The sequence below is a fragment of the Novosphingobium sp. TK46 genome, from assembly GCF_055361525.1.
In genome coordinates, this window is the sequence record NZ_CM143963.1 from 1,309,057 (window position 1) to 1,332,840 (window position 23,784).

Consider the following 23,784-nt stretch of genomic DNA (forward strand, 5'->3'; position numbering starts at 1 on the left):
GGGTCCTGGATCTTCAGCTCGCTTGCAGCGCGCCGAGACCTGAATCTCACATGCTGCGACGCAACAATACACGGTCACTCAAAACGTGTCAATATCCTATGTTGCACTGCAACATGAAGATACAATAGCGTCAAGAGCTTGTTTTACGAAGATAAAAACGCCTTAGCGACTGGCTACGTATCTTCCCGGAGCGTCTTCGATGACCTTGTCGCCACGGGCGCCCGGCTTGCGTTTGCCGCGCGCTGGCACGGTCGCCGCGTCGACGGAGTCGAGCCAGGAGCGCCAATGCGGCCACCAACTGCCTGGGTGCTCCTGTGCGCCAGCGACGAACCGCTCGAGTGATTCGTGCTCGCCGGGATTGGTCCAGAACTGGTACTTGCCCGCGTCGGGATGATTGACCACGCCGGCGATGTGCCCTGACCCCGCCAGCACGAACGTCCACGGCCCGGTCAGCAATCGCGTCAGCTTCCACACGCTGCCGGGCGGCGCGATATGATCCTCGCGCCCCGCCTGGATGTAACAGGGCGTTGATATCCGCCCCAGGTCGAGCGGCACGCCGCACGCGGTCAGCGATCCGGGTACGACAAGCCGGTTGTCACGGTAGAGATCGCGCAAGTAATCGCGGTGCCAGCGTGCGGGCAAGTTCGTGACGTCGCCATTCCAGTGCAGCAGGTCGAACTCGGGGTGCGCTTCGCCTTTGAGGTAATTCTTCTCGACGTAGTTCCAGATCAGGTCGTTGCCGCGCAGCAGGTTGAAGGTGGCGGCAAGATAGCGCCCGTCGACGTAGCCCTCGGGCGAGAGGTGCCCGATCGTGTCGATCTGGTGATCATCGATGAAGTTGCTGAGGTCGCCAGCATCCGCGAAGTCGACTTGTGCGGTGAAAAAGGTGGCTGACGCCACTTTGTCCGCTTCGCCGCGGTGGGCGAGCACGGCCAGCGTGGCGGCGAGCGTGGTCCCGGCGACGCAGTAGCCGATCGTGTGGACCGCCGGCACCGCAAGACGGGCACGCACGAACTCGATCGCGTCCATCTGCGCGGCGATGTAATCGTCCCATACCATGTCGGCCATCGAAGCGTCGGCCGACTTCCACGACACCATGAAAACGGTCACGCCCTGCCCCACCGCCCAGCGCACGAAGCTTTTGTGCTCGTTGAGATCGAGGATGTAGAACCGGTTGATCCACGGCGGGAAGATCACCAGCGGGGTCGCCAGCACCTGCTCGGTGGTGGGCGCGTACTGGATCAGCTGGTACAGCGGCGTTTCGTGAACCACCTTGCCAGGCGTGGTGGCGATGTTCTCACCCAGGCGGAACGCGGTGGGACTGGTATGAGTCAGCTGGCCGCGCCGAATGTCGCCCAGCAGGTTCTCCATGCCCTTCACCAGGCTTTCGCCGCGAGTCTCGATCGCGCGCTCCAGGGCGACCGGGTTGGTCAGCGCGAAGTTCGCGGGGCTCAGCCCGTCAAGCAGCGCGCGGGTGGCGAACACCAGCTGGCGCTTCTTGGCCGCATCGAGCCCCTCGGCGTTCTCGGCGATGCCCAACACCTGCTCGGACAGCATGAGATACAGCTGATGGACCAGCGCGAAGAACGGCTGGTTGCGCCAGCTGGGATCCGCAAAGCGTGGATCGCTGCGCGGCAGGCGCGGCGTGTTGCCTGTGGGCTGTTGCGTGTTTTTGCCGCTGGCGCCGATCTCGAACGAAGCCAACACCGCCTGGGTGAGTTCGAGCCCCTCCTCCCATAACTTGCGCTGCACGTCGGGGTTGGCCAGCGGCAGCTGGCGCAGCACCGTGTCGGATGTTGCCAGCCAGTTGGCCGGATCCATCAGCTGGGCAGGCGCGGTTGTCGCACGAGTGATCTGTTCGAGCTGGAAGTCGGTCCACAGCTTCTGCAAGCGGCCAGCCGCATCGCCCCACTTTTCGGCTTCATCCGTGGCGCCGCCGGAGGTCTTGGCCGGGAGCATCTGCCCGAACAGGGCCATCGCGCCTTGCGCCTGCGCCATCATCAGCTCGCCGAACAGGTTCATAGGCAGATTCATTGCATTTTCGGGCGGACCCGCCTTCGTCGGCATCGGCTGCACTCTCACTGGCTTACCGTCTAAGTGCTGGGTGCGAGTGACATTGTCGAGTCCCCTTCGTCGTGTGCGATCGACTGGCGCGATCCGTGGCACGAGCCGTGCGATGAGGCATTTGCGGCGCCGTCTTAATGACCTACAGGAAACACCGTGGCGATCCTGCCGCGACCACGAAAGCTGTGCCAAGTCATGGAAGACGAGTTCTACCGCATCAAGCGACTGCCGCCTTATGTCATCAGCGAAGTCAACGCGATGCGGCACGCGGCGCGCACGGCGGGACGGGACATCATCGACCTGGGCATGGGCAACCCCGACCTGCCCCCTCCCCAGCACGTGATCGACAAGCTGGTGGAAGTGGCCAAGAAGCCCGGCGCGCATGGCTATTCGCAGTCGCGCGGCATCCCCGGGCTGCGCCGCGCGCAAGCCGGTTACTACGCCAATCGCTTCAACGTCGAGCTCGATCCCGAGACCGAGGTCGTGGTGACCATGGGGTCGAAGGAAGGCCTCGCCAGCCTCGCTACCGCGATCACGGCCCCCGGCGACGTGGTGCTGGCGCCCAACCCCAGCTACCCGATTCATACCTTCGGCTTCATCATCGCCGGCGCGACGATCCGCTCGGTTCCGACGACGCCGGACGAAAACTATTGGCGATCGCTCGACAAGGCGATGGCCTTTACCGTCCCGCGCCCGTCGATTCTGGTGGTGAACTATCCCGGCAACCCGACCGCCGAGACGGTGGACCTGGCGTTCTACGAACGACTGGTCGCCTGGGCCAAGGAGAACAAGGTCTGGGTCCTGTCCGACCTTGCCTATTCCGAGCTGTATTTCGACGGCAACCCGACGCGTTCGATCCTCGAAGTGCCGGGCGCCAAGGACGTGGCGGTCGAATTCACATCAATGTCCAAGACCTACTCGATGGCCGGCTGGCGCATGGGCTTCGCGGTGGGCAACCAGAAGCTGATCGCCGCGATGACGCGGGTGAAGAGCTACCTCGACTATGGTGCGTTCACGCCGATTCAGGCCGCCGCCTGCGCCGCGCTGAACGGCCCGCAGGATATCGTCGAGCGCAATCGCCAGCTCTATCAGAAGCGCCGCGATGTCATGGTCGAGGCGTTCGGCCGCGCCGGTTGGGACATTCCCCCGCCCAAGGCTTCGATGTTTGCCTGGGCGCCGCTGCCGCCGGCGCTGAAGCACATGGGCAGCTTGGAGTTTTCGAAGCAGCTGCTGACCCATGCCGGTGTCGCGGTGGCTCCAGGGGTCGGATACGGCGAGGATGGCGAGGGCTTCGTGCGTATCGCCATGGTCGAGAACGAACAGCGCCTGCGCCAGGCCGCACGCAACGTGCGGCGCTATCTCAGTTCGATGGGAGTCAACGCCTCGGCGGCCTGAACCGCTTGGCAGGTGCCGCAACCTACAAGGCGGCACCTGCAAGCATTTCTACCTACTTGGATCTACAAAACTGCCGCATCGCATGCCTAACGATCCGTAAACGCTACGGAAATCGAGATCGTTTCAGCATGGAGCAGATATGCGGCAGTTCAGGTGGGTCTCCACTCGCGAGATACCCGAGGGGTTGGACTTGCGCCTTCTGGGCTGGGCTCAGGTGGAATTATCCGGCGTGGAAGGTGATGCGGGATGCGTCGCGATCGTCGACGCCACAGGCCTCAACAGCACATGCTGGCGGCACCTGCTGACTGCCGCCAGTCCGGACGATCGACGGCTGATGCTGGTCATCGGGATCGACACCTCGACGGCACGCACGCGATTGCTGATCGAGGGTTTCGGCGATGTTGCCGCGCATGGCATCTCGCTGGAGGAACTGCAGGTTCGCGCGGGTCGGATTGTGGAATTGGCCGCGTGGATTCCCCGCCGACGGGTGTTGGCAGAGCTCGAACTCGACCTGCTGGGCCGCGATGCGACGTTCATGGGCAAGCCGCTCAACCTTCATCCGCGCGAATTCGCCTTGCTGTGGCGACTGGCGGCGGTGCCGGGAGAAACGGTGAGCAAGCAGGCGCTGGTGCAGGATGTCTGGCGCCTAGACGTTTCACCCGACAGCAACAGCGTCGCGGTGCATCTCTCGCGCACACGGGCGAAACTGGCGGCAGGCGGTCTCAAAGGTTTGCTCGAGACGGTTGGTGGCGGATATCGCCTGCGGTGTTCCGTGCTACAGAAGAGCCGGCCAGCCATATGGCGACGGTATTCGCCCACGGCATCCCTGGCCATTCCGTCGGAATCGATGCACCTGTAAGGGCGTTACAGCAGTGCAGCCCCTGCGCTCAGCGCGGCTTTTGGCTGAATGCCCTCAAGTCGTCGGGCGTATTGAGGTTCGCGGGGGGATCCGCAAGGTCGACCAAGCGAGCGCCGGTCGCCTCGGCGAAGCGATAGACCGAATGCGGCTCATCCCCATGCAGGATCTCTTCCACCGTCGATGCGGCCGCCGCGGGCCATACGCCGATAATCGGTTGCGAGCGCAGGCAGGCCGGGGCCGGTCCAAGCACGTCAGGCAGGTTATCGGGCAAGCCAAGCGAGTCGACCCCACAGGTGAGGACGGTGGCGTAGCCTTCGTCGGTGGCGAGGCGCAGGGCCGCGGCAAGGCCACTCAAGGGCCCCATCCCGGGGCGGGGCCAGTCCGGTAGCGTGGGGGCCGGCGCTTCGGCCCGCCCGACGACGATGACGTGATCGCACCAGCCTGCCAGGGTATCGACCATCAGCGCGATCAGGGTGTGACCATCGACTTCAGCCAGTGCCTTGTCGCTGCCAAAGCGGCGCGATAGTCCGCCCGCCAGCACCGCTCCCAATATCATCGCCGTCTCCTGAATACTTCTGCGGTCAAGCGATTACGTGGCGATTGGTTGCAGAACCATGGGCGATGGACGAGTCGAGCCGGTCCTGACGTCAGGCACGAAAAAGGCGCGCTGGGTGGACCCAGCGCGCCTTCTTGTCTTGCGAACGAAGAGGAAAGCTTACTTCTTCAGCTCGGCCTCTGCATCGGCAGCGGCGTCCGAAGCGGCAGCGGCAGCGTCGCCAGCGGCGTCGGCAGCCTTGGCGCCAGCAGCCTTGGCCGAATCGGCAGCCGAATCAGCAGCTTCCGAAGCGCTGTCAGCAGCAGCATCAGCGGCAACGGCCGCGTCGGTGGCGGTGCCGGACATGTCATCGGCAGCCGAGGTCGCGGTCGCATCAGCGGCGTCCTGCGTCTTCTCGGAGCAAGCAGCCAGCGTCAGCAGGCCAAGGCCGGCAGCGGCCGCGAGAACGATCTTGCGCATTGTGTAGTACCCTTGATTTGCTTCCGGACGGAACGGTGAATTCGTACAAAAAGCCTACCTCACGGATAGACTTCGCCGCCGCCAATAATCGGCTTGCCGCATCCATGCAAGTCTTCGCCGCAATCACCGCCTGCAACTCGTCGCATCTGCCCCCGCTGCCCCTCCCCTGCCCATAGCCGCAGCAATCTGCTGACGCGCGAACCTCACGCTGCTACCACGCCGCGATGGACCCCAAGCAGCATCTCTATCTGGTCGATGGTTCGGCCTATATCTTCCGCGCCTATCACCGCCTGCCGCCGCTGACCGACCCGGACGGCACGCCCGTCGGCGCGGTCTATGGCTATACGACGATGCTGTGGAAGCTGGCCGAAGACCTCAACAAGGCAGATGGCCCGACGCATCTGGCGGTCATCCTCGACAAGGCGAGCACCTCGTTCCGCAACGAGATGTACGATCAGTACAAGGCGCACCGCCCGCCACCGCCCGAAGATCTGGTGCCGCAGTTTCCGCTGATCCGCGATGCGACCCGCGCCTTCAGCCTCGCCTGCATCGAAGAACCCGGCGTAGAGGCGGATGACATCATCGCCAGCTATGCCCGCGACGCCACCCGCCGCGGATGGGACGTGACGATCGTCTCTTCCGACAAGGACCTGATGCAACTCGTCGGCAAGTGCGGCGAACCGCATGATGGGGTTCAGGGCGGCTGCATTGACATGCTCGACACGATGAAGAACCAGCGCATCGACGTCGCCGAAGTGATCGAGAAGTTCGGCGTGCCACCTGAGAAGGTCGGCGACGTGCTGGCGCTGATGGGCGATTCGGTCGACAACGTGCCCGGGGTCTATGGCGTCGGCCCCAAGACGGCGAGCAAGCTGATCCAGGATCATGGCGATCTGGAATCGGCATTGGCCGCCGCGCCAGGAATGAAGAAGGGCAAGCTGCAGGAGCGCCTGATCGAACATGCCGAGCTCGCGCGTCTGTCCAAGCGGCTCGTCACGCTGAAGGAGGATTGCCCGCTACCGATCCCCATCGAGGATTTCGCGCTGACCGCGATCCCGCCCGAGCCGCTCGCCGCGTTCCTCGCCAAGCACGGCTTCACCAGCCTGCTAAAGCGATTGGACGGTGGGCACGGCAGCCCCGAGCGCAACACCCAACTGCATCCCGCCAAGCTGGGCAACGCCGCTGCGCCCGGCGCCGTTGCCGGGGCCCGCGAGGGAACCAAACGCCAGCCGCTGCCCGAATGGCCCGCGATCGACCTCGACGCCTACAAGTGCGTGACCACCGTGGCCGAGCTGGACGAATGGATCGCCCGCGCCGCCGCCGCGCGGCTTATCGCGATCGATACCGAGACCTCAGCGCTCGATGCGATGCGCGCCGATCTGGCCGGGATCAGCATGGCGATCGGGCCGAACGACGCGTGCTATATCCCGCTGCACCATGGCGGCACCGACATGTTCGCCGAGCGGCCGCTACAGATCCCCATCGACGAGGCGCTCGCCCGGCTGAAACCGCTGCTGGAAAGCGACGCCGTCCTCAAGGTCGGCCAGAACATCAAGTACGACCTCAACGTGCTGGCGCGTCACGGCATTCATGTCGCGCCGATCGACGACACGATGATCATCTCGTTCTGCCTCGACGCCGGTCGCCAGCTCGACGGCATCGGTGGCGGTCACGGCATGGACGAACTGGCGACGCGTCATCTCAGCCACACGACGATGACCTTCAAGGACATCTGCGGCACCGGCAAGAAGGCGATCCCGTTCGGCGAAGTGCCGCTCGACCGCGCCACTCGCTATGCCGCGGAGGATGCCGATGTCACCTGGCGGCTGCACCAGCTGCTCAAGCCCCGCCTGTCGTTCGAAGGGGGCACCCGCATCTACGAGCGCGTCGACCGCCCGCTGGTGCCGGTAGTGGCGCAGATGGAGCGCCACGGCATCAAGGTCGACCGCGAGAAGCTCGCCGGCCTGTCGGGCGAGTTCGCCGTCGCCGTCGCCGCGCTGGAGGAGACGATTTTCGCCACCGTCGGCCAGCCGTTCACCATCGGCAGCCCCAAGCAGCTGGGCGAGATCCTGTTCGACAAGCTGGGCTACAAGGGCGGGCGCAAGGGCAAGTCGGGCATGTACTCGACCGACCAGGCCATCCTCGAAGGCCTCGCCGCGCAAGGCGCCGAAGTCGCCACCAAGGTGCTGGAATGGCGCCAGCTGACCAAGCTGCGCTCCACTTATACCGAGGCGCTGCAGGCCGCGATCAACCCCGATACCGGGCGCGTCCACACCAGCTACTCCCTCGTCGGCGCGCAGACCGGGCGGCTGTCCTCGACCGACCCGAACCTGCAGAACATCCCGATCCGCACCGAGATCGGCCGCCAGATCCGCGACTGCTTCGTCGCCGAGCCGGGTCATGTCCTGCTCAGCGCCGATTACTCGCAGATCGAGCTGCGGCTCGCCGCGCACATGGCCGACGTGCCGCCGCTGAAGGAAGCGTTCGAACAGGGCGAGGACATCCACAGCCGCACCGCACTGGAAATGTTCGGCACCGTCGATCGCGACACGCGCGGGCGGGCCAAGACGATCAACTTCGCCATTCTCTACGGCATCTCGCGCTGGGGTCTGGCCGGGCGGCTCGGTACCGAATCCGACGAAGCGCAGGCGATGATCGACCGCTATTTCGAGCGCTTCCCCGGCATCCAGCGCTACATCGTCTCGACGCTGGAGGAAGTGCGCCACCGCGGCTATTCCGAGACGCTGTTCGGTCGTAAGACCTGGTTCCCGCGGATCACTTCCAAGGCGCAGGCCGAACGGCAGGGCTCCGAACGCGCGGCAATCAACGCGCCGATTCAGGGCACCAGTGCCGACATCATCAAGCGTGCGATGGTCCGCATGGGGCCAGCGCTGGCGGACGCAGGCTTGGGTCACGTCCGGATGCTGCTGCAGGTGCACGACGAACTGGTGTTCGAACTTCCCGAGGGCGACGTCGAGGCCGCCAAGCCGGTGATCCATCGCGTGATGGCCGAAGCCGCGCTGCCGGCGGTGACCTTGGACGTGCCGCTCGGCGTCGAGATCGGTTCGGGCCTGAGTTGGGGCGCGGCGCACTAGACGTCGTGCCGCGAGCCTAGCCCTTCTGCTGCGCGAGGGTGTGCGCCACCACGGCATTGGCGTGGCCGTGGCCCATTCCATGCTCGTCCTTCAACATCGCGACCAGTTCCATGTGCTTGGCCGGCAAGCGTTGGCGTACCAGGTCCTGCCACTCCGAGACGGGGCGGCCATACTTCTTCTCGATTGCGGGGAAGTAGGAAGCGGGGCCTTTTACGGGTTCATCGCTCATGGGCTTGTCATCCGGATCAGAAGCACCCGCGATCTTCCGCGATCGCTCGACGTCTTTCAAGAGAGTCGAGGCATTTCCGCGAGGACCGGACGCCACCACGAATGGTCGACCATCCGTGGCCTGACCGGGCTCCGGCGTGCAACTGTTGCAATGCAGCATAGTTGAATCGCACATGATCCAACTCATCGAACACTACATCACCGGCGTGCCGCTTTGGGCGGAGCGTACCATCGTCGCCGTCATCGCCGCATTCGTCGGCGGACTGATCGCGCTCGTCATCCACACTCTGCTCTATCGGGTGAGCGCCCGCATCGCCCGCGCCAGCAAGAGCCAGGCTGACGATATCCTCATCAATCGCCTCGCCAGGCCCACCCGCTGGTCGTTCGTCACGCTGGGCGTCATCATCGCCGCCCGGGAAACCCCGGCGCTGGCGGCGGCGTGGGAAAAGGTCGCGGGCTTCGTCATGCCGGTGCTGATCGGCTGGATCGCACTCGCCATCCTGCGCACCTTCGTCGAGACAATGTACCTGCGCTACGACATCTCGGTCGAGGACAACCGTAACGCCAGACGCCGTCGCACGCGGCTCGGGATCATCAGCCGGATCGTCAGTTTCGGCATCGTGTTCCTCACCGTTTCGCTGATGCTGCTCTCGATTCCGGGCGTTGCCAAGATCGGCGTGACGTTGATGGCGTCGGCGGGCCTTGCCGCACTCGCGGTCGGCGCCGCTGCGCAACCGGCATTGAAGGCGCTGATCTCGGGGTTCCAGCTCGCCCTGACCGAGCCGATCAGCATCGACGACGTCGTCATCATCGATGGTGAGTGGGGCCGGATCGAAGACATCCGCACCACCTACGTCGTCGTGCGCGTGTGGGACGACCGGCGACTGGTGGTGCCGACGACCCGGTTCCTTGAGGACACCTTCCAGAACTGGACCAAGAGCACCGCACAGCTACTGGGTTTCGTGATGATCTACCTCGATCCCGCGACCGACATCGGCCCGATCCGCGAGGAGTACACTCGCCAGATCACCGCGCATCGCCTGTGGGACAAGCGCGCGCAGATCCTGCAGGTGACCGACCACAAGGCCGACGCGATGGAAGTGCGGCTATTGCTCAGCGCCAAGGACGGCCCGACGCTGTTCGATCTGCGCTGCGAAATCCGCGAGACCATGCTCGACTGGATCCGTCGCAATCAGCCCGAAGCGCTGGTACGCCAGAGGCTACTGCCGGTTGGCCCGATGGAGTTGTCCGCACCACCATCGATGGCGGATGCGATCGCAGCGCCCAGGAGCTGATTGCGAGAGGGGGCGAGATCGGACTGATCCCGCTCCTTCCTGACTATAAGCTTCAATCGCCGTGCTTACGCTCGCGCCGTGGCTCTACCATGCCCGGCGCGATGAAGCCGATCGGCTCCACGGCCATCGCCCGCTTCTTGAGTTCACCCTTCATCCGGGCGTACTCTTCCTCCATTTCCAGCGTCACGGTGGCGCGGCTGTCGTCCAGCGCCTCGTCGAAGTCCTCGCGGATGACCGACATCACCGCCGCTCCGCGCTTGCGAATGGCGATCAGACCGGCGCGGCGCACCACGTCTTCGAGGTCGGCGCCGGTGAACCGCTCGGTCTGGCGAGCCACCTTGCCGAGGTCGACGTCATCGCCCAGCGGCATCCGCGCGGTGTGGATGCCCAGGATGTGCTCGCGCCCTGCCTCGTCGGGTGTCCCGACATAGACCAGTTCGTCGAACCGACCCGGCCGCAACAGCGCCGGATCGACCAGCGCCGGGCGGTTGGTGGCACCGATGACGACGATAGACTGCATCTCCTCCATGCCGTCCATCTCGGCCAGCACGGTGTTGACCACGCGGCTGGTGACTTGCGGCTCGCCGCCGGCACCACCCATTCCGCGCGCGGGCACCAGGCTGTCGATCTCGTCGATGAAGATCACGCACGGCGCCACCTGGCGAGCGCGGCTGAACAGCTTGGCGATCTGCTGTTCGCTCTCCCCGTACCACTTGCTGAGCAGGTCGGACGACTTGATCGAGATGAAGTTGGCTTCCGCCTCCTTTGCCACGGCCTTGGCCAGCAAGGTCTTGCCGGTTCCCGGAGGACCATAGAGCAGGAAGCCCTTGGCCGGCCGAATGCCGAGGCGGTGAAAGCTCTCAGGGTTCTTTAGCGGCAGCTCGACGCCTTCGCGCAGCTTCATCTGCGCGTCGTCGAGGCCGCCGATGTCGGCCCAGCCGATCGTCGGCACCTGCACCATGACCTCGCGCATCGCCGAAGGCTGCACGCGCTTCAGTGCGGCCAGAAAATCGTCGCGTTCCACCGACAGGCTTTCGAGCACGTCGGCCGGTATCGTGCGCGCTTCCAAGTCAAGCTTGGGCATGATCCGGCGCACCGCGTCGATCGCAGCCTCGCGGGTTAACGCACCGAGATCGGCACCGACGAAACCATGGGTGGTGCGGGCGAGTTCGCCAAGATCGACGCCCTGCCCCAACGGCATACCACGCGTGTGGATGGCCAGGATCTCGCGCCGGCCGCTCTCGTCGGGTACGCCGATCACGATCTCGCGGTCGAAGCGGCCGGGCCGGCGCAGCGCCTCGTCGATCGCATCGGGGCGGTTGGTGGCGGCGATCACCACCACGTTCACCCGCGAGTTGAGGCCGTCCATCAGCGTCAGCAGCTGTGCGACCAGACGCTTTTCGGCCTCACCGTGAACCTGGCTGCGCTTGGGTGCGATCGAATCGATCTCGTCGATGAAGATGATCGCAGGGGACGACTTGGCCGCCTCCTCGAACACGTCGCGCAGCGCCTTTTCGCTGTCGCCATAGCCCGAGCCCATGATCTCGGGGCCGTTGATGGACAGGAAAGTGGCGTCGCTCTCGTTGGCGACGGCCTGCGCAAGCCGTGTCTTGCCGGTCCCCGGCGGCCCGTGCAGCAGCACGCCGCGCGGCGGGTCGACGCCAAGGCGGGTGAACAGTTCAGGGTAGCGCAGCGGCAGCTCGACCATCTCGCGCAGCTGGCGGATGGTTTCACCCATGCCGCCGACATCATCATAGTTGATGTCGCCGCGTGGGCCGTGCGCCTCCTCATAGACCTCGCGCAGTTCGACTTCGGTGTTCTCGTCGATATGGACGATGCCCTTGGGCACCGTGGTGACGACGTTGAGGCGGATCTGCGTCAGGGAATAGGCAGGCGCGTTGAACATGCGCTGCAACTGCGGCGGCAAGTCGGCGACCTGCTGCTGGCCGGTGGTAGCGACGAGATCGCCCTGCACCATCGAGCGGCCGAAGAAGTTGCGCTTCAATGCCTGGGGCGGACCCTGAAGCCGCATTTCCTTATGGGCCGGCGCGAATACGACGCGCTGGGCAGGGCGCGATTCGGCCTTTCGAACCTTGACGTGCTCGCCCGAGCCTACCTCGGCATTGCCGCGCTGAAGACCATCGAGTCGGATGACCTGCAGTTCCTCGTCCTCGGGATAGCCCAGGACCGCCCGTGCGACGGTCATCGACTTGCCGGCGATCTCCAGCACGTCGCCCTCCATCGCGCCGAGCGACGAAAGCGAAGCGCGCGACAGACGCGCGATGCCATGCCCGCTCTCTTCCTGGCGGGCAGCCGCGACCTGAAGCTTGATCGTCCTGTCTTCCGTATGGACCGCGGCATCTGCCATCGAAATTCCCTCTCGCAAATCACCCATCAGGGTTCTGTCGAAGCTAGGAACGAGAGAGGGCGATTGCAAACCGGTGCCCGAAGGACGGAACGGCCAGCACGGTCCATTCGCAAAGACGCCGGTTGAGCAAATTGCGAAAAAAAGGCCCGATCGAAACCGACCGGGCCTTGGAAGTTTTGGGAGAGGATGCCTGAAAGGCACGTTCTTTATGACTTTGGACCGACTTTGTTGCAAGTGCGAAAAGCTGTTACTCAGTTGCATTTTATGCATGTCTAACGTTGTCAACGCTGCCGATGGATTGCGCTTCTTGCATGGCGCGACCTGTTCAACGCCAGACCCGCGCTAATCTTTGCGCCTCATCCGCCTGGGTGGAACGCCAATACGGTGCTCACGCTGCGACGCCGCATCTCCTGACCTAGCATAGTATCCGGTCGGTCGGTGCCGCCATGACAACTTTACCTTTGCTCGCTGGTTCGGCTATCGGCCTTTGCTGATGCTGTATCCAGCAGCGCCCATTCGCCCGCGAGGACCTGGCTGCCGATGAAAAAGCTCTATCCCGATGCCGTAGCCGCGCTTGACGGCCTGCTGCGCGATGGCCTGCTGATCGCCAGCGGCGGCTTCGGCCTGTGCGGCGTGCCCGAGCGCTTGCTCGATGCGGTACGCGACAGCGGCGTGAAGGATCTGACTTTCGCCAGCAACAACGCCGGGATCGACAACGAGGGTATCGGCAAGCTGCTGCGCACCAGGCAGGTGAAGAAGATGATCTCCTCCTACGTCGGTGAGAACAAGGAGTTCGAGCGTCAGTACCTGTCGGGCGAACTGGAGGTCGAGTTCTGCCCGCAGGGGACCCTGGCCGAGCGCATGCGTGCAGGCGGTGCCGGCATTCCGGGCTTCTACACCAAGACCGGCGTCGGCACGATCATCGCCGACGGCAAGGAAACCATGCTCCTCGAAGGCCGCAACGGTGAAGAGGAGTTCGTGCTGGAACGCGGGATCTTTGCCGATCTCAGCCTGGTCAAGGCATGGAAGGCGGACGAGACCGGCAACGTCGTGTTCCGCAAGACCGCTCGCAACTTCAACGTGCCTGCCGCGACCTGCGGCAAAGCCTGTGTAGTGGAGGTCGAGGAAATCGTGCCGGTGGGATCGCTCGACCCCGATGCGATCCACTTGCCCGGCGTCTTCGTGCAGCGCCTGGTGCTGGGTGCGCCCTATGACAAGAAGATCGAATTCACGACGACCCGCGAGCGGGAGAGCGCATGATGCCCGATCGCTCCGAAACACATCCCCACGCGATCGATCTTGGCGATCTGGGCAACCTGACCGATCAGTCGCACGAAGTCATGCGGGTGTGGGTGACGAACAACGCCGGGAGCAGCGTGTGGGTCGATGCGCAATTGCTCGAAGACCCCAAGGTATTTGGCTTCCTCGTCGCCGATCTGATCCGCCACGCCGCCACCGCCTACGCCGAGACCTCGAGCCAGGACGAAAACTCGGCGCTCCAGGCGATCGTCGACGGCGTGATTATCCAGCTACGCGAGCAAGTCGTGGGCAGCAACGCGCTCAATCCGGGGAGCCTCAACTGATGACCGAGCAGAACAAGGGCTGGAGCCGCGACCAGATGGCAGCGCGCGCGGCGCAGGAACTGGAAGACGGCTTCTACGTGAACCTGGGCATCGGCATCCCGACGCTGGTGGCCAATCACGTGCCGGCCGGCGTCGAAGTGACGCTGCAGTCCGAAAACGGCATGTTGGGGATCGGCCCGTTCCCCTATCCGGATGAGGTCGACGCCGATCTGATCAACGCCGGCAAGCAGACCGTGAGCGAACTGCCGCAGTCGGCCTACTTCGACAGCGCTACCAGCTTCGGGATGATCCGGGGCGGCCACATCGATCTTGCCGTTCTGGGCGCGATGGAGATCGCCCAGAACGGCGATATCGCCAACTGGATGATCCCAGGCAAGATGATCAAGGGCATGGGCGGCGCGATGGACCTCGTCGCCGGGGTCAAGAAGATCATCGTGGTCATGGAGCACACGTCCAAGAACGGCGATCCCAAGTTTATCCCCGAGTGCACCCTGCCGCTGACGGGGCGCAACGTGGTCGACATGATCGTGACCGACCTGTGCGTGTTCGCGCGGCCCGATCACGCCAGCGCGTTCAAGCTGATCGAACTGGCGCCCGGCGTAACCGCCGAGGATGTCGCGGCCAGAACCACCGCGCACTACGATAGTTGAGGCGAAATGGCTGCCCGCCCGAATACGCGGGCGGTTGGTCTTACGATCTGCCTGTCGCGCGTCTTGCCCCCGTCACGCGGCCACCCCATACCTTCCTGCGAACCCCTGGGAGACGAAGCATGGCCGACCTCGAAACGATCGAACTCACCCGCATCGACGGTAAGCCCGACACGCTCGCGCAGCACAAGGGCAAGGTGCTGCTGGTGGTCAATGTCGCGTCGAAGTGTGGCCTTACCCCACAGTACGAGGGGCTAGAGAAGCTCTATGAGACGTACAAGGATCAGGGCCTCGAGGTACTTGGCTTTCCGGCCAATGATTTCGGCGCGCAGGAGCCCGGTACGCACGAAGAGATCGAGGCGTTCTGCAAGCTGAACTACGGCGTCTCGTTTCCGCTTTACGCCAAGGCCCCCGTCACCGGCCCCGACAAGCAGCCGCTCTACGCCGCCCTGATCGAGAGCGTGCCGACCAAGCTGGGCGATGTCGAAGGCATGAAGGAACGCTTCAAGGGCTATGGCATGACGCCCAATGACGATCCCGAAGTGCTGTGGAACTTCGAGAAGTTCCTGATCGGCAAGGATGGTTCGGTGGTCGGACGCTTCGCGCCGGCGATGACGCCGGACGACCCTGCACTGGTCTCGGCGATCGAGGCCGAACTGGCAAAGTGAGCATGCATCCCGACGCGGCCTGACAGGGCGGCGTCGGGATTAGGTGGCGATGGGTCGCAAGGGATCGCTGGTCCACTCGCTCCACGACCCGGGATAAAGTCGCGCACCGCGTAGCCCGGCGACTTCCATCGCCAGTGCGTTGTGGCACGCCGTCACGCCGGAGCCGCATTGCAGCACCGCCTGCTCCGGCGGCTTACCCGCCAGCGCCACGGCGAATGCCGCCGCCAGTTCGGCTGCCGGCAGCAAACGACCGCTGGCGTCCAAGTTGTCGCGAAAGAAGCGGTTGGTTGCTCCCGGAATATGGCCCGATGCCGTATCCAGCGGATGCGCGGCGCCGGCGAAGCGCTGGCCATCGCGGGCATCGATCACTTGCAGCACACCTGCATCGAGGTTGGCGAGAACGTCGTCGACCGTCACCGGAGCGCCGACCAGCGCCTCGCCCAAAACGAAGTCGCCCTCGCGTGCGGGCACCGGCTTGGTGGTGTCCATCGGCATGCCGGCTTCGACCCACGCCTGCCGACCGCCGTCCAGTACGGCTACGGGCGCATGGCCAAGCCAGCGCAACATCCACCAGGCCCGGGCGGCATAGATGCCCGCGCTGCTATCGTAGACGACGACCTGCTGCCCGGTCTGAAGACCGAGCCTGCGCATCATCGTCGCGAAGGCGGTGCGGGCGGGCAAGGGGTGCCGGCCATTCGCGCCGGTCTCGGGTCCGGACAGGTCGCGCTCGAGATCGAGATAGCGCGCGCCGGGCAAATGGCTCTCGCGATAGATCGCCCGGCCGCGGTCGGGATCGGTCAGATCGAACGCGCAATCGAGGACCAGTACGTCAGCAGCCGCCGCCATGAGCGCGTGCAGGTCGTCGACCGACAGGATCGTCTCGAACATCGCGCTCACCTTCACCAACGAAGCGCCCCGTGCCGCCTGCGGCAGGAACGGGGCGGCGTCCTTATTCCGCCGGCTCGAGCTTGGCGGCCTGCTGCGCGACCGCTGCCTTGAGCGCGTCGCCAAGATCGGTCCGTTCCCACGGGAAGAACGCGCCTTCGGGCTTGCGGCCGAAGTGGCCATAGGCCGCGCTGGGCCGGTAGATCGGCTTGTTGAGGTCGAGGCCGACGCGGATGCCGCGCGGGGTCAGGCCACCAAGCTTGTCCGCGGCGACTTGCGTGATCGCGGCCTCCAGCACGTCGTCTGGCACGCTGCCGGTGCCGTGCGTATCGACGTAGAGCGACAGCGGCGCAGATACGCCGATCGCGTAGGACACCTGGATCGTGCACCGGCGTGCGAGCCCTGCGGCAACCACGTTCTTGGCGAGGTAACGCGTCACGTAAGCGGCGGAACGGTCGACCTTGGTCGGATCCTTGCCCGAGAACGCACCGCCACCATGCGGCGAGGCGCCACCGTAGGTGTCGACGATGATCTTCCGCCCGGTCAGGCCGGCGTCACCGTCAGGCCCGCCGATCACGAAGCTGCCGGTCGGATTGATGTGATAGACGGTCTGGTCGGACAGCAGTTCGGCCGGCAGCACTTCGGCCACGACCTTCTTGACGTAGGCCTTGAGCTCGGCCTCCTTCTCGCCGCTGTCCCAGCCTTCCTTGTGCTGTGTCGAAACGACGATCGCGGTGGCGGCGACCGGGTGCTCGCCGTTGAAGCGCAGCGTGACCTGGCTCTTGGCGTCGGGTTCGAGGAACGGTGCCGCGCCCGAATGGCGATCGGCGGCCATGCGGTGCAGGATCTTGTGGCTGTAGTCGAGGGTGGCCGGCATCAGATCGGGCGTCTCGTCACAGGCGAAGCCGAACATGATGCCCTGGTCGCCGGCGCCTTCATCCTTGTTGCCGCTGGCATCCACGCCTTGCGCGATGTGGGCGGACTGGCCGTGCAGGTTGTTGCTGAACTCCAGCGTCCGCCAGTGGAAACCGTCCTGCTCGTAACCGATGTCGCGCACGACGCCGCGCACGGTATCCTCGATCTCCTGCAGCGCGCCCTCGGCCCACTGGCCGTTCTCGTAAACGCCCTTGCAGCGAATTTCGCCGGCCAGGACCACCTTTTGCGTCGTGGTCAGCGTTTCACAGGCGATGCGCGCCTCGGGATCCTTGCTGAGGAACAGGTCGACAATCGCATCGGAGATCTGATCCGCCACCTTGTCGGGATGACCCTCAGCAACGCTTTCGGACGTGAAGACATAATCGTTACGCATCGGCCACCATCATATAAAGAAATCTTTATGAGGCTCGATAGTCCTTCGCGAAGCGGCGTGCAACCACGGATGCGATCAGCAGCAGAACCGCCAGGGCGAGCGGCAACCGGTTGCCCAGCCGGGCGAACAGAGTCGGTTCGTGCGGCGGGGGGATATGTCCGTCGATACGCCCGGCAGTGTTCGTCGGTATGGCGTTGCGCACGATCCCGTCGGCATCGATCACGACGCTTACACCCGTCGTCGTGGACCGCAGGACGGGTAGGCCTTCCTCCACCGCACGCAGACGCGCTTGCGCCAGGAACTGCGGTTGCGCCCAGCTTCCGAACCATCCTTCATTCGACGGATTGAAGATGTAGTCGGGCCGCTCGGCAGGATCGACGACCTCGCCAGAGAATATGATCTCGTAGCAGACCTGAATGCCCGCCTTGCCCAAGACTCCGAAGTCGTAGGTGCGCGGCCCTGGCCCGGGCCAGAAGTCCAGCGCACCGGGAACCAGCCGCGTCGCGCCAAGCGGCTCCAGCAGCCAGCGCAAGGCCAGATACTCGCCGTAGGGAACCAGATGCGCCTTGGAATAGCCGGCCAGGATGCTGCCGCGCCAATCGATCGCGGTGACCGAATTGCGCGCGCCAAGCACCTGATCGTCCTTCAGCACCAGATCGACAGCGCCGGTGAGCAACAGGCTGTACGGTCCGATGACCTGGCCGAGCCGCTTGCGGGCCTGCACGGGATCGGCGGCGTAGGTCATCTGGCGATAATAGTAGTCGGGATAACCATCGCGCAGATAGTCCGACAAGCCGGATTCGGGCCACAGCACCAGTCGGCGATCGCCGCGGCGCTCGGGCATGGTCAGCCGCGCCAGCTTGATGAAGTGAGGCTCGAAGTTGCGGGGATCGTCCAGGGTTTCCTGCCGCAGATCGGGCTGGACCAGCGTGAAGCGGATCTCGCCCTCGCGCCGCGTCAGATAGGCGGCGGGCAGCAACATTTGCAGCGTCACCGCCAGCGTCAGAAGCACCAGAGCCACCGCCCACCCCGCGCGCGACGTGGCGGGCCCTGACGCAGGTTGGCGCGCGATGGCTCCGTGCCAGCAACGCCGCAAGGCGGCAGCGATCAGCACGACGATACCGGACAGGCCGTATGTCCCGATCCAGGGTGTCAGGGCGGCAAGGCCCTGTCCGGTGAACGATCCGAGCAGCGCCACGCCCAGCGGATTCCAGGCGAAGCCGGTGAAGACCCAACCGCGCATCCATTCGGTGACGATCCAGCAGCCTGCCAGCGCGATGCCAAGCACGGCGCGCGTGGGCGCACCCGGACGACGCCGACCACGCGCCAGCGACCACGCGACCACCGTCGCCAATGCAGGGAACACCGCGAGATAGACGGACAGCAGCACGACTGCGATCGCGCCCAGCCAAGCGGGCATTTCGGCCTGATAGGTGAAGGCGGTGGCGATCCAGTTATTGCCGATGGTGAAGTGCGACAGCCCGAACAGCCAACCGATCAGGAACGCCTGCCCGCGTCGGGGCGCACGCCCGAGCAGTTCGATCAGCCAAGCCAATGCGATCAACGTGAGGGGCCACCAACCCAGCGGCCGAAAACCGCAGGCGGCCAACGCACCTGCGATCAGCGCTGCGGCGTGAGGGTGACGCAAGGTTGCGGTGACAGCACGCGGAAACCGCGAGGCGCCGGGGCGGCGCGCGCCCAGGCGATCGTTCGCGCGATTGGGCTGGGGCAAGGTGTCGGGCGGCGTGTCCATGCGCGCGGGATTGCCGTTACCAGCGGGGCGGCGCAAGCGATTGTGCTGCGCCGCCCTCGCTTCAGGATCAGTTTACGTTTTCCAACGTGCCGGGGGCATCATCCGCCGGAGGCGCGGCACGGCGCGTGCGACGCTTGGGCTTGGCCGGCGCTTCCTCGGCCGCCGGAGCTTCGGAAGGCGCGTCGTCGCGACGCGAGATCGCGGGCGGCAAGCTGGACAAGTCCAGATTGGCTGCCGGCTCGTCCTGTCCGGCCGAAGCGGCGGGCGTGTTCACCGCGTCACCTGCATCCTCGCGACGCGGCTTGCGCGCGCGCGGGGCACGAGGCGCGCGATCGGCGCGCACGAAGGGGTTTTCGACCGGCTCGTAGACCGACGGCTCGTTGGCCTGCGGCGCATCGACCGGCTCGACGATAGCAGGCTGCGCGGCAGCGGGCTGCGTCTCGTTGAACGGCAATTCCGACGGACCATCGTTGCGAGCGGGCCGCTCGGAGCGGTCCTGACGATTGTTGCGGTCGTTATCGTTACGCCGCCCACGATCGCCGCGGTTGTCATTGCGATCCGCGCTGCGACCTTCATTACGATTGTCGTTATTACGACCTTCGTAATTGTTACGACTGTCGTTATTGCGATTGTCGTTGCCGCGATTGTCGTTTCCACGACTCTCCTGGCCCTGCGAACCATTGCCACCCTGCGGGTTCTGGCCGTTGCCGCCCTGCGGGCTTTGCTGGCCATTGCCATTCTGGTTCTGGCTTGACTGAGGCTGGCCGGTGTTGCCTTGCGTGCTGCCCTGAACGCTGGGCGCATAGTTGCCCGCGCGATCGTAGGGCGAGTTTGCATCGCCATAAAAATCATCTTCGGCGTATTCATCGCCATATTCCGCCGGGCGATCGTTCGGACGCGGCTGGCGCTGCTCGTCCTGACGCACCCGCTGGTCGGCGATCACGCGGAAATAGTGATCCGCGAACTGGAGGTAATACTCCTCTGTCACGCGATCGCCATTGAGATGCGAGTCATGGGCCAGCTTGCGGTATTTCTCCAGCATCTGCGGCGCATTTCCGCGCGCCCTGCTGTCGATCCGGTTCAGCTGCTGACCGCCCTGCTGGCGATTGTTGCTACTCCCGCGGCCACGCCTGCGGTTGTTGTTGTTGGCATTACGATTGTTATTCAAGGATAGCGTTCCTCAAAACCCCGGGGCTCTATCGGAACCCTGCAACGAGAGCCCACGATGCCGATTGGCATTAGACCACGGTTTGCTTTTCAATAGCCGTGATCCCGAAATCTGCGTAGCCGCAACTCCCCCGCCGCGACTGACTGCAAATGTTGGAGTTGAACCAGGTATGGGAAAATAACGTCCATAGGCCGGTTCGAAGACGGACTTAGGTGCTATAGCAGGTAATTCCAAGCGAAATCTTACTCACCAGCCCTGAATTGCACCACTCGGGCGCGGCCACCCAGATCCAGGTGGAGGCTTGTCTCGAAACCGAAATCATGGGCGAGCGCCCGCACGCTGCCGGCCTGGGTCGCGCCGATTTCGAACAGAGCCGTGCCGCCCGGCATCAGCAGGTTCGATAGTTGCGGGATGAGGATGCGATAGTCATCGAGACCGTCGGCCCCCGCGAACAACGCCCCGGCGGGCTCGAAAGCACGAACCGACGGCGCAAGGTCGGCGGCCAGCTCGACGTACGGCGGATTGGCGAGGATCAGGTCGAAACGGCCGAGTTCCCCGGGCCAGCCCGTCTGCGTCCAGTCGGCCTGGATCATCCTGACCCGATCTTTCAGGCCAAGCGCCATGGTGTTGCCCTCGGCGATCGCGAGAGCGGCGGCGCTACGATCGATGCCGACACCGCTTGCGCCGGGCAGATGGGTCAGACATGCCAGCAGCAGCGCCCCTGAACCGGTCCCGCAATCGAGTACGCGGACGGCGTCCGGGCTCCCCGCCAAAGCTTTGTCGACCAACACCTCGCTGTCGGCGCGCGGGATCAGGACGTCGGGTGTCACCCGAAAGGCCAGACCGTAGAATTCCTGCGCCCCGACGATGTAGGCGACGGGCTCATGGCCCGCGCGTCGCTCGACCAGCGAGCCGAAGATTGCCGGGGCAACATCGCCCATGTGGCGCAGAAGCAAGTCCGATCGCGATACGCCCAAGGCATGCGTCATCAGCACCTCGGCATCGAGCCGCGCGGTATCGCTGGTGGGGGCGAGCTGTGTTGCGGCGTCGCGAAGGGCCTGGGCGATGCGCGTCATGTGGTGGAAAGCTGTGTGCCGCCGCCGGTTTCGCCGCGCGGCTTACGCATCCATCGCGGCCAGCCGCTTGGCCTCGTCCTCGGCGATGAGGGCGTCGATCAGTTCGGCGAGACCGGTCCCCTCGAGGACTTCGGGCAAGCGGTGCAGCGTCAGGTTGATGCGATGATCGGTAACGCGCCCTTGCGGGAAGTTGTAGGTGCGGATCCGCTCGGAGCGGTCGCCCGACCCGACCATCGCCCGCCTCGCCTCGGCCTCGGCCCCTTGCGCTTCGTCGCGCATCTTTTCGTACAGGCGCGTACGCAGGACCTGCATCGCCTTGTCCTTGTTCTTGTGCTGGCTGCGCTGGTCCTGCTGGATCACCACCAGGCCGCTGGGCAAGTGGGTGATGCGCACCGCCGAATCGGTGGTGTTGACGTGCTGGCCGCCCGCCCCGGACGCGCGGTAGATGTCGATCTTGAGGTCGCCGTCGTTGATCTGGACATCGACTTCGGTGGGCTCGGGCAGCACCGCCACGGTCGCCGCCGAGGTGTGGATGCGCCCGCCGCTTTCGGTCACCGGCACGCGCTGGACGCGGTGGACGCCGCTCTCGAACTTGAGCTTGGCGAACACGCCGGTCCCGGCGATGTTCGCGACGACTTCCTTGAAGCCGCCGACATCGCTGGAACTGGCGCTGATCATCTCGACCCGCCAGCCCATCTCGGCGGCGTACTTTTCGTACATGCGATAAAGATCGGCGGCGAACAGGCCGGCTTCGTCGCCGCCGGTGCCGGCGCGGATTTCGAGCATGGCCGGGCGCTGGTCCGCCGAATCGCGCGGCAGCATGGCGAGGGCCAGCCGACGCTCGACCTCGGGCAGCTCGGCCTTGAGGCGGGCGATCTCCTCGTCGGTCATCGCCCGCATCTCGGGGTCGGGGTCCGACGAGGCCTGCAGGATCTCCAACTCGCCCCGGATCGAGACGATCTGCGCCGCGATGGCCGCGACCGGCTCCAGCTCGGCATAGTCGCGGCTGGCGGCGATGAATGCCTCGCCCTCCAGCGTGCCGGACGCCAGGCGCGCCTCCAGCTCCGCGAACCGCGCGGCAAGCTGGGACAGACGGGAATCGCTTACCGCCATCGGATCAGACGCCGATCCGGGCCGGGATCGCGTGCAGCGCCAGCCGCTCCTGCTCGCCGCTGACGAGGTCCTTCACCATCGCTTCGCCGGCGGCCAGTTCCTCGTCGCCGATGATGAGCGCGAAGCGCGCGCCGCTGTCGTTGGCGCGGCTCATCCGCTTCTTCATATTGCCGCGATAGCCCATGTCGACCGCCAGGCCGGTGCGGCGTAAGGTCGCCGCCAGACCCAGGCACGCGGTCTCGGCGGCCGGCCCCAGCGGAATGATCGCGACATCGGCCTTGGGCTCGTGCACTTCTCCCGCATCGGCGACCAGCATCGCCAGCCGCTCGATCCCCGCCGCCCAGCCCACCGCCGGGGTGGCCGGACCGCCGAGCGCCTCCATCAGGCCGTCATAGCGACCGCCGCCCAGCACGGTGCCCTGCGCGCCCAGACGGGTCGTCACGAATTCGAAAGCAGTATGGCGGTAGTAGTCCAACCCACGCACAAGGGCCGGGGCGCGGGTATGAGCCACCGACGCCGCCTCGAGCCCTTGTGTCACCGCGCCGAAGAAATCCTGCGCCTCGGCCGACAAATAGTCGTCGATGCGAGGCGCGGCGTCGGCGAAGGGCCGATCGCGCGGATCCTTCGAATCGAGGATGCGCAGCGGGTTACGCTCGAGCCGGTCCTGCGAATCCTCCGACAGGTCGGCAGCGTGCGCGCGGAAATACTCGACCAGCGCGGCACGCCAGGCATCGCGACTGGCCGCATCGCCCAGCGTGTTGAGCTGCAAGGTCACGCCATCGGCAACGCCCAGTTCGTGCAGCAGATGATCCGCCATCACCAGCAGCTCGACATCGGCGGACGGCTCGCCCGCGCCGATCACTTCGGCATCGATCTGGTGGAACTGGCGATAGCGGCCCTTTTGCGGACGTTCGTAGCGGAACAGCGGGCCGTGGGTCGCGACCTTTAGCGGGGCGTATTGCTGCCAGCCGTCGGTAAGATAGGCGCGCGCGATGCCGGCGGTGAATTCGGGGCGCAGGGTCAGCGATTCGCCGCCGCGGTCCTCGAACGAATACATCTCCTTGGACACGACGTCGGTGGTTTCGCCCAAAGAGCGCGAGAACACGGCGGTCTTTTCGAACACCGGCATCTCGACCCGCTTGAACCGATACAGCCGGCGGACACGCTCGAAGGTTTCGACGACGCGAGCGAACGCCTCCGCCTCCGGACCGAAGATGTCCTGGGTGCCGCGAATGGCCTGGGGGGTGGGAATGCTCATGGCGG

At 65.1% G+C, this 23,784-nt stretch carries 20 protein-coding genes; 8 read left to right on the plus strand and 12 right to left on the minus strand.

Annotation, left to right across the window (positions count from 1 at the left end):
- Positions 1-162: 162 nt before the first annotated feature.
- Positions 163-2,022, minus strand: a complete 1,860-nt coding sequence (locus tag ACXJ1Z_RS06235; protein WP_463780358.1) for a PHA/PHB synthase family protein — start codon at positions 2,020-2,022, stop codon at positions 163-165.
- A 237-nt stretch (positions 2,023-2,259) separates the two neighbouring features.
- Here ACXJ1Z_RS06235 and ACXJ1Z_RS06240 point away from each other — a divergent pair, with 237 nt between their 5' ends.
- Complete coding sequence (locus ACXJ1Z_RS06240) at positions 2,260-3,459, plus strand: LL-diaminopimelate aminotransferase (RefSeq protein ID WP_463781181.1); 1,200 nt, start codon at positions 2,260-2,262, stop codon at positions 3,457-3,459.
- A gap of 139 nt (positions 3,460-3,598) precedes the next feature.
- Complete coding sequence (locus ACXJ1Z_RS06245; protein WP_463780360.1) at positions 3,599-4,318, plus strand: winged helix-turn-helix domain-containing protein; 720 nt, start codon at positions 3,599-3,601, stop codon at positions 4,316-4,318.
- A 28-nt stretch (positions 4,319-4,346) separates the two neighbouring features.
- On the opposite strand, the gene mobA is transcribed toward ACXJ1Z_RS06245, so the two are convergent.
- Both mobA and ACXJ1Z_RS06255 read right to left on the minus strand, forming a co-directional pair.
- A complete protein-coding gene (gene mobA, locus ACXJ1Z_RS06250; protein ID WP_463780362.1) occupies positions 4,347-4,874 on the minus strand; it encodes a molybdenum cofactor guanylyltransferase in 528 nt (175 codons plus the stop codon).
- Between the two features lie 159 nt (positions 4,875-5,033).
- Positions 5,034-5,333: a hypothetical protein gene (locus ACXJ1Z_RS06255; RefSeq protein ID WP_463780364.1), complete on the minus strand. Its 300-nt coding sequence runs from the start codon at positions 5,331-5,333 to the stop codon at positions 5,034-5,036.
- Between the two features lie 224 nt (positions 5,334-5,557).
- Here ACXJ1Z_RS06255 and polA point away from each other — a divergent pair, with 224 nt between their 5' ends.
- The gene (gene polA / locus ACXJ1Z_RS06260) at positions 5,558-8,428 is read left to right on the plus strand and encodes a DNA polymerase I (RefSeq protein ID WP_463780366.1); all 2,871 of its coding nucleotides are present in this window, start codon (positions 5,558-5,560) and stop codon (positions 8,426-8,428) included.
- A 16-nt stretch (positions 8,429-8,444) separates the two neighbouring features.
- On the opposite strand, the gene ACXJ1Z_RS06265 is transcribed toward polA, so the two are convergent.
- Positions 8,445-8,657 carry a DUF4287 domain-containing protein gene (locus ACXJ1Z_RS06265; protein WP_463780367.1) on the minus strand — a complete coding sequence of 71 codons (213 nt, stop codon included), beginning with the start codon at positions 8,655-8,657 and terminating at the stop codon, positions 8,445-8,447.
- 172 nt (positions 8,658-8,829) lie between these two features.
- Between ACXJ1Z_RS06265 and ACXJ1Z_RS06270 the strand changes: the two genes are divergently transcribed.
- Positions 8,830-9,951, plus strand: a complete 1,122-nt coding sequence (locus tag ACXJ1Z_RS06270) for a mechanosensitive ion channel family protein (RefSeq protein WP_463780369.1) — start codon at positions 8,830-8,832, stop codon at positions 9,949-9,951.
- A 52-nt stretch (positions 9,952-10,003) separates the two neighbouring features.
- Here the strand turns inward: ACXJ1Z_RS06270 and ACXJ1Z_RS06275 are convergent, their stop codons facing one another.
- Complete coding sequence (locus ACXJ1Z_RS06275) at positions 10,004-12,319, minus strand: CDC48 family AAA ATPase (protein WP_463780370.1); 2,316 nt, start codon at positions 12,317-12,319, stop codon at positions 10,004-10,006.
- 540 nt (positions 12,320-12,859) lie between these two features.
- Between ACXJ1Z_RS06275 and ACXJ1Z_RS06280 the strand changes: the two genes are divergently transcribed.
- The 4 genes from ACXJ1Z_RS06280 (at position 12,860) to ACXJ1Z_RS06295 (ending at position 15,217) form a co-directional block, all read left to right on the plus strand.
- Positions 12,860-13,579 (plus strand): CoA transferase subunit A, encoded by a 720-nt coding sequence (locus tag ACXJ1Z_RS06280; RefSeq protein ID WP_463780371.1) that lies wholly within the window; start codon positions 12,860-12,862, stop codon positions 13,577-13,579.
- The gene (locus ACXJ1Z_RS06285) at positions 13,576-13,902 is read left to right on the plus strand and encodes a DUF5076 domain-containing protein (protein ID WP_463780373.1); all 327 of its coding nucleotides are present in this window, start codon (positions 13,576-13,578) and stop codon (positions 13,900-13,902) included. Before ACXJ1Z_RS06280 ends, ACXJ1Z_RS06285 begins: the two co-directional genes overlap by 4 nt.
- Positions 13,902-14,552 carry a CoA transferase subunit B gene (locus ACXJ1Z_RS06290; protein WP_463780376.1) on the plus strand — a complete coding sequence of 217 codons (651 nt, stop codon included), beginning with the start codon at positions 13,902-13,904 and terminating at the stop codon, positions 14,550-14,552. Before ACXJ1Z_RS06285 ends, ACXJ1Z_RS06290 begins: the two co-directional genes overlap by 1 nt.
- Positions 14,553-14,671: 119 nt before the next feature.
- Positions 14,672-15,217 carry a glutathione peroxidase gene (locus ACXJ1Z_RS06295; protein ID WP_463780378.1) on the plus strand — a complete coding sequence of 182 codons (546 nt, stop codon included), beginning with the start codon at positions 14,672-14,674 and terminating at the stop codon, positions 15,215-15,217.
- Between the two features lie 39 nt (positions 15,218-15,256).
- On the opposite strand, the gene ACXJ1Z_RS06300 is transcribed toward ACXJ1Z_RS06295, so the two are convergent.
- From ACXJ1Z_RS06300 to hisS, 7 genes are all read right to left on the minus strand, one after another.
- Positions 15,257-16,105, minus strand: a complete 849-nt coding sequence (locus tag ACXJ1Z_RS06300; RefSeq protein ID WP_463780380.1) for a sulfurtransferase — start codon at positions 16,103-16,105, stop codon at positions 15,257-15,259.
- Positions 16,106-16,166: 61 nt separating this feature from the next.
- Complete coding sequence (metK, locus tag ACXJ1Z_RS06305; protein WP_463780382.1) at positions 16,167-17,411, minus strand: methionine adenosyltransferase; 1,245 nt, start codon at positions 17,409-17,411, stop codon at positions 16,167-16,169.
- 25 nt (positions 17,412-17,436) lie between these two features.
- On the minus strand, positions 17,437-19,164 hold the full coding sequence (gene lnt / locus ACXJ1Z_RS06310; protein ID WP_463780383.1) for an apolipoprotein N-acyltransferase: 1,728 nt from the start codon (positions 19,162-19,164) through the stop codon (positions 17,437-17,439).
- Positions 19,165-19,231: 67 nt separating this feature from the next.
- On the minus strand, positions 19,232-20,332 hold the full coding sequence (locus ACXJ1Z_RS06315) for a DUF4167 domain-containing protein (protein WP_463780384.1): 1,101 nt from the start codon (positions 20,330-20,332) through the stop codon (positions 19,232-19,234).
- Between the two features lie 242 nt (positions 20,333-20,574).
- Complete coding sequence (gene prmC, locus ACXJ1Z_RS06320) at positions 20,575-21,408, minus strand: peptide chain release factor N(5)-glutamine methyltransferase (protein WP_463780386.1); 834 nt, start codon at positions 21,406-21,408, stop codon at positions 20,575-20,577.
- Between the two features lie 42 nt (positions 21,409-21,450).
- Positions 21,451-22,521 (minus strand): peptide chain release factor 1, encoded by a 1,071-nt coding sequence (prfA, locus tag ACXJ1Z_RS06325; protein ID WP_463780388.1) that lies wholly within the window; start codon positions 22,519-22,521, stop codon positions 21,451-21,453.
- A gap of 4 nt (positions 22,522-22,525) precedes the next feature.
- The gene (hisS, locus tag ACXJ1Z_RS06330) at positions 22,526-23,779 is read right to left on the minus strand and encodes a histidine--tRNA ligase (protein WP_463780389.1); all 1,254 of its coding nucleotides are present in this window, start codon (positions 23,777-23,779) and stop codon (positions 22,526-22,528) included.
- Positions 23,780-23,784 lie beyond the last annotated feature (5 nt).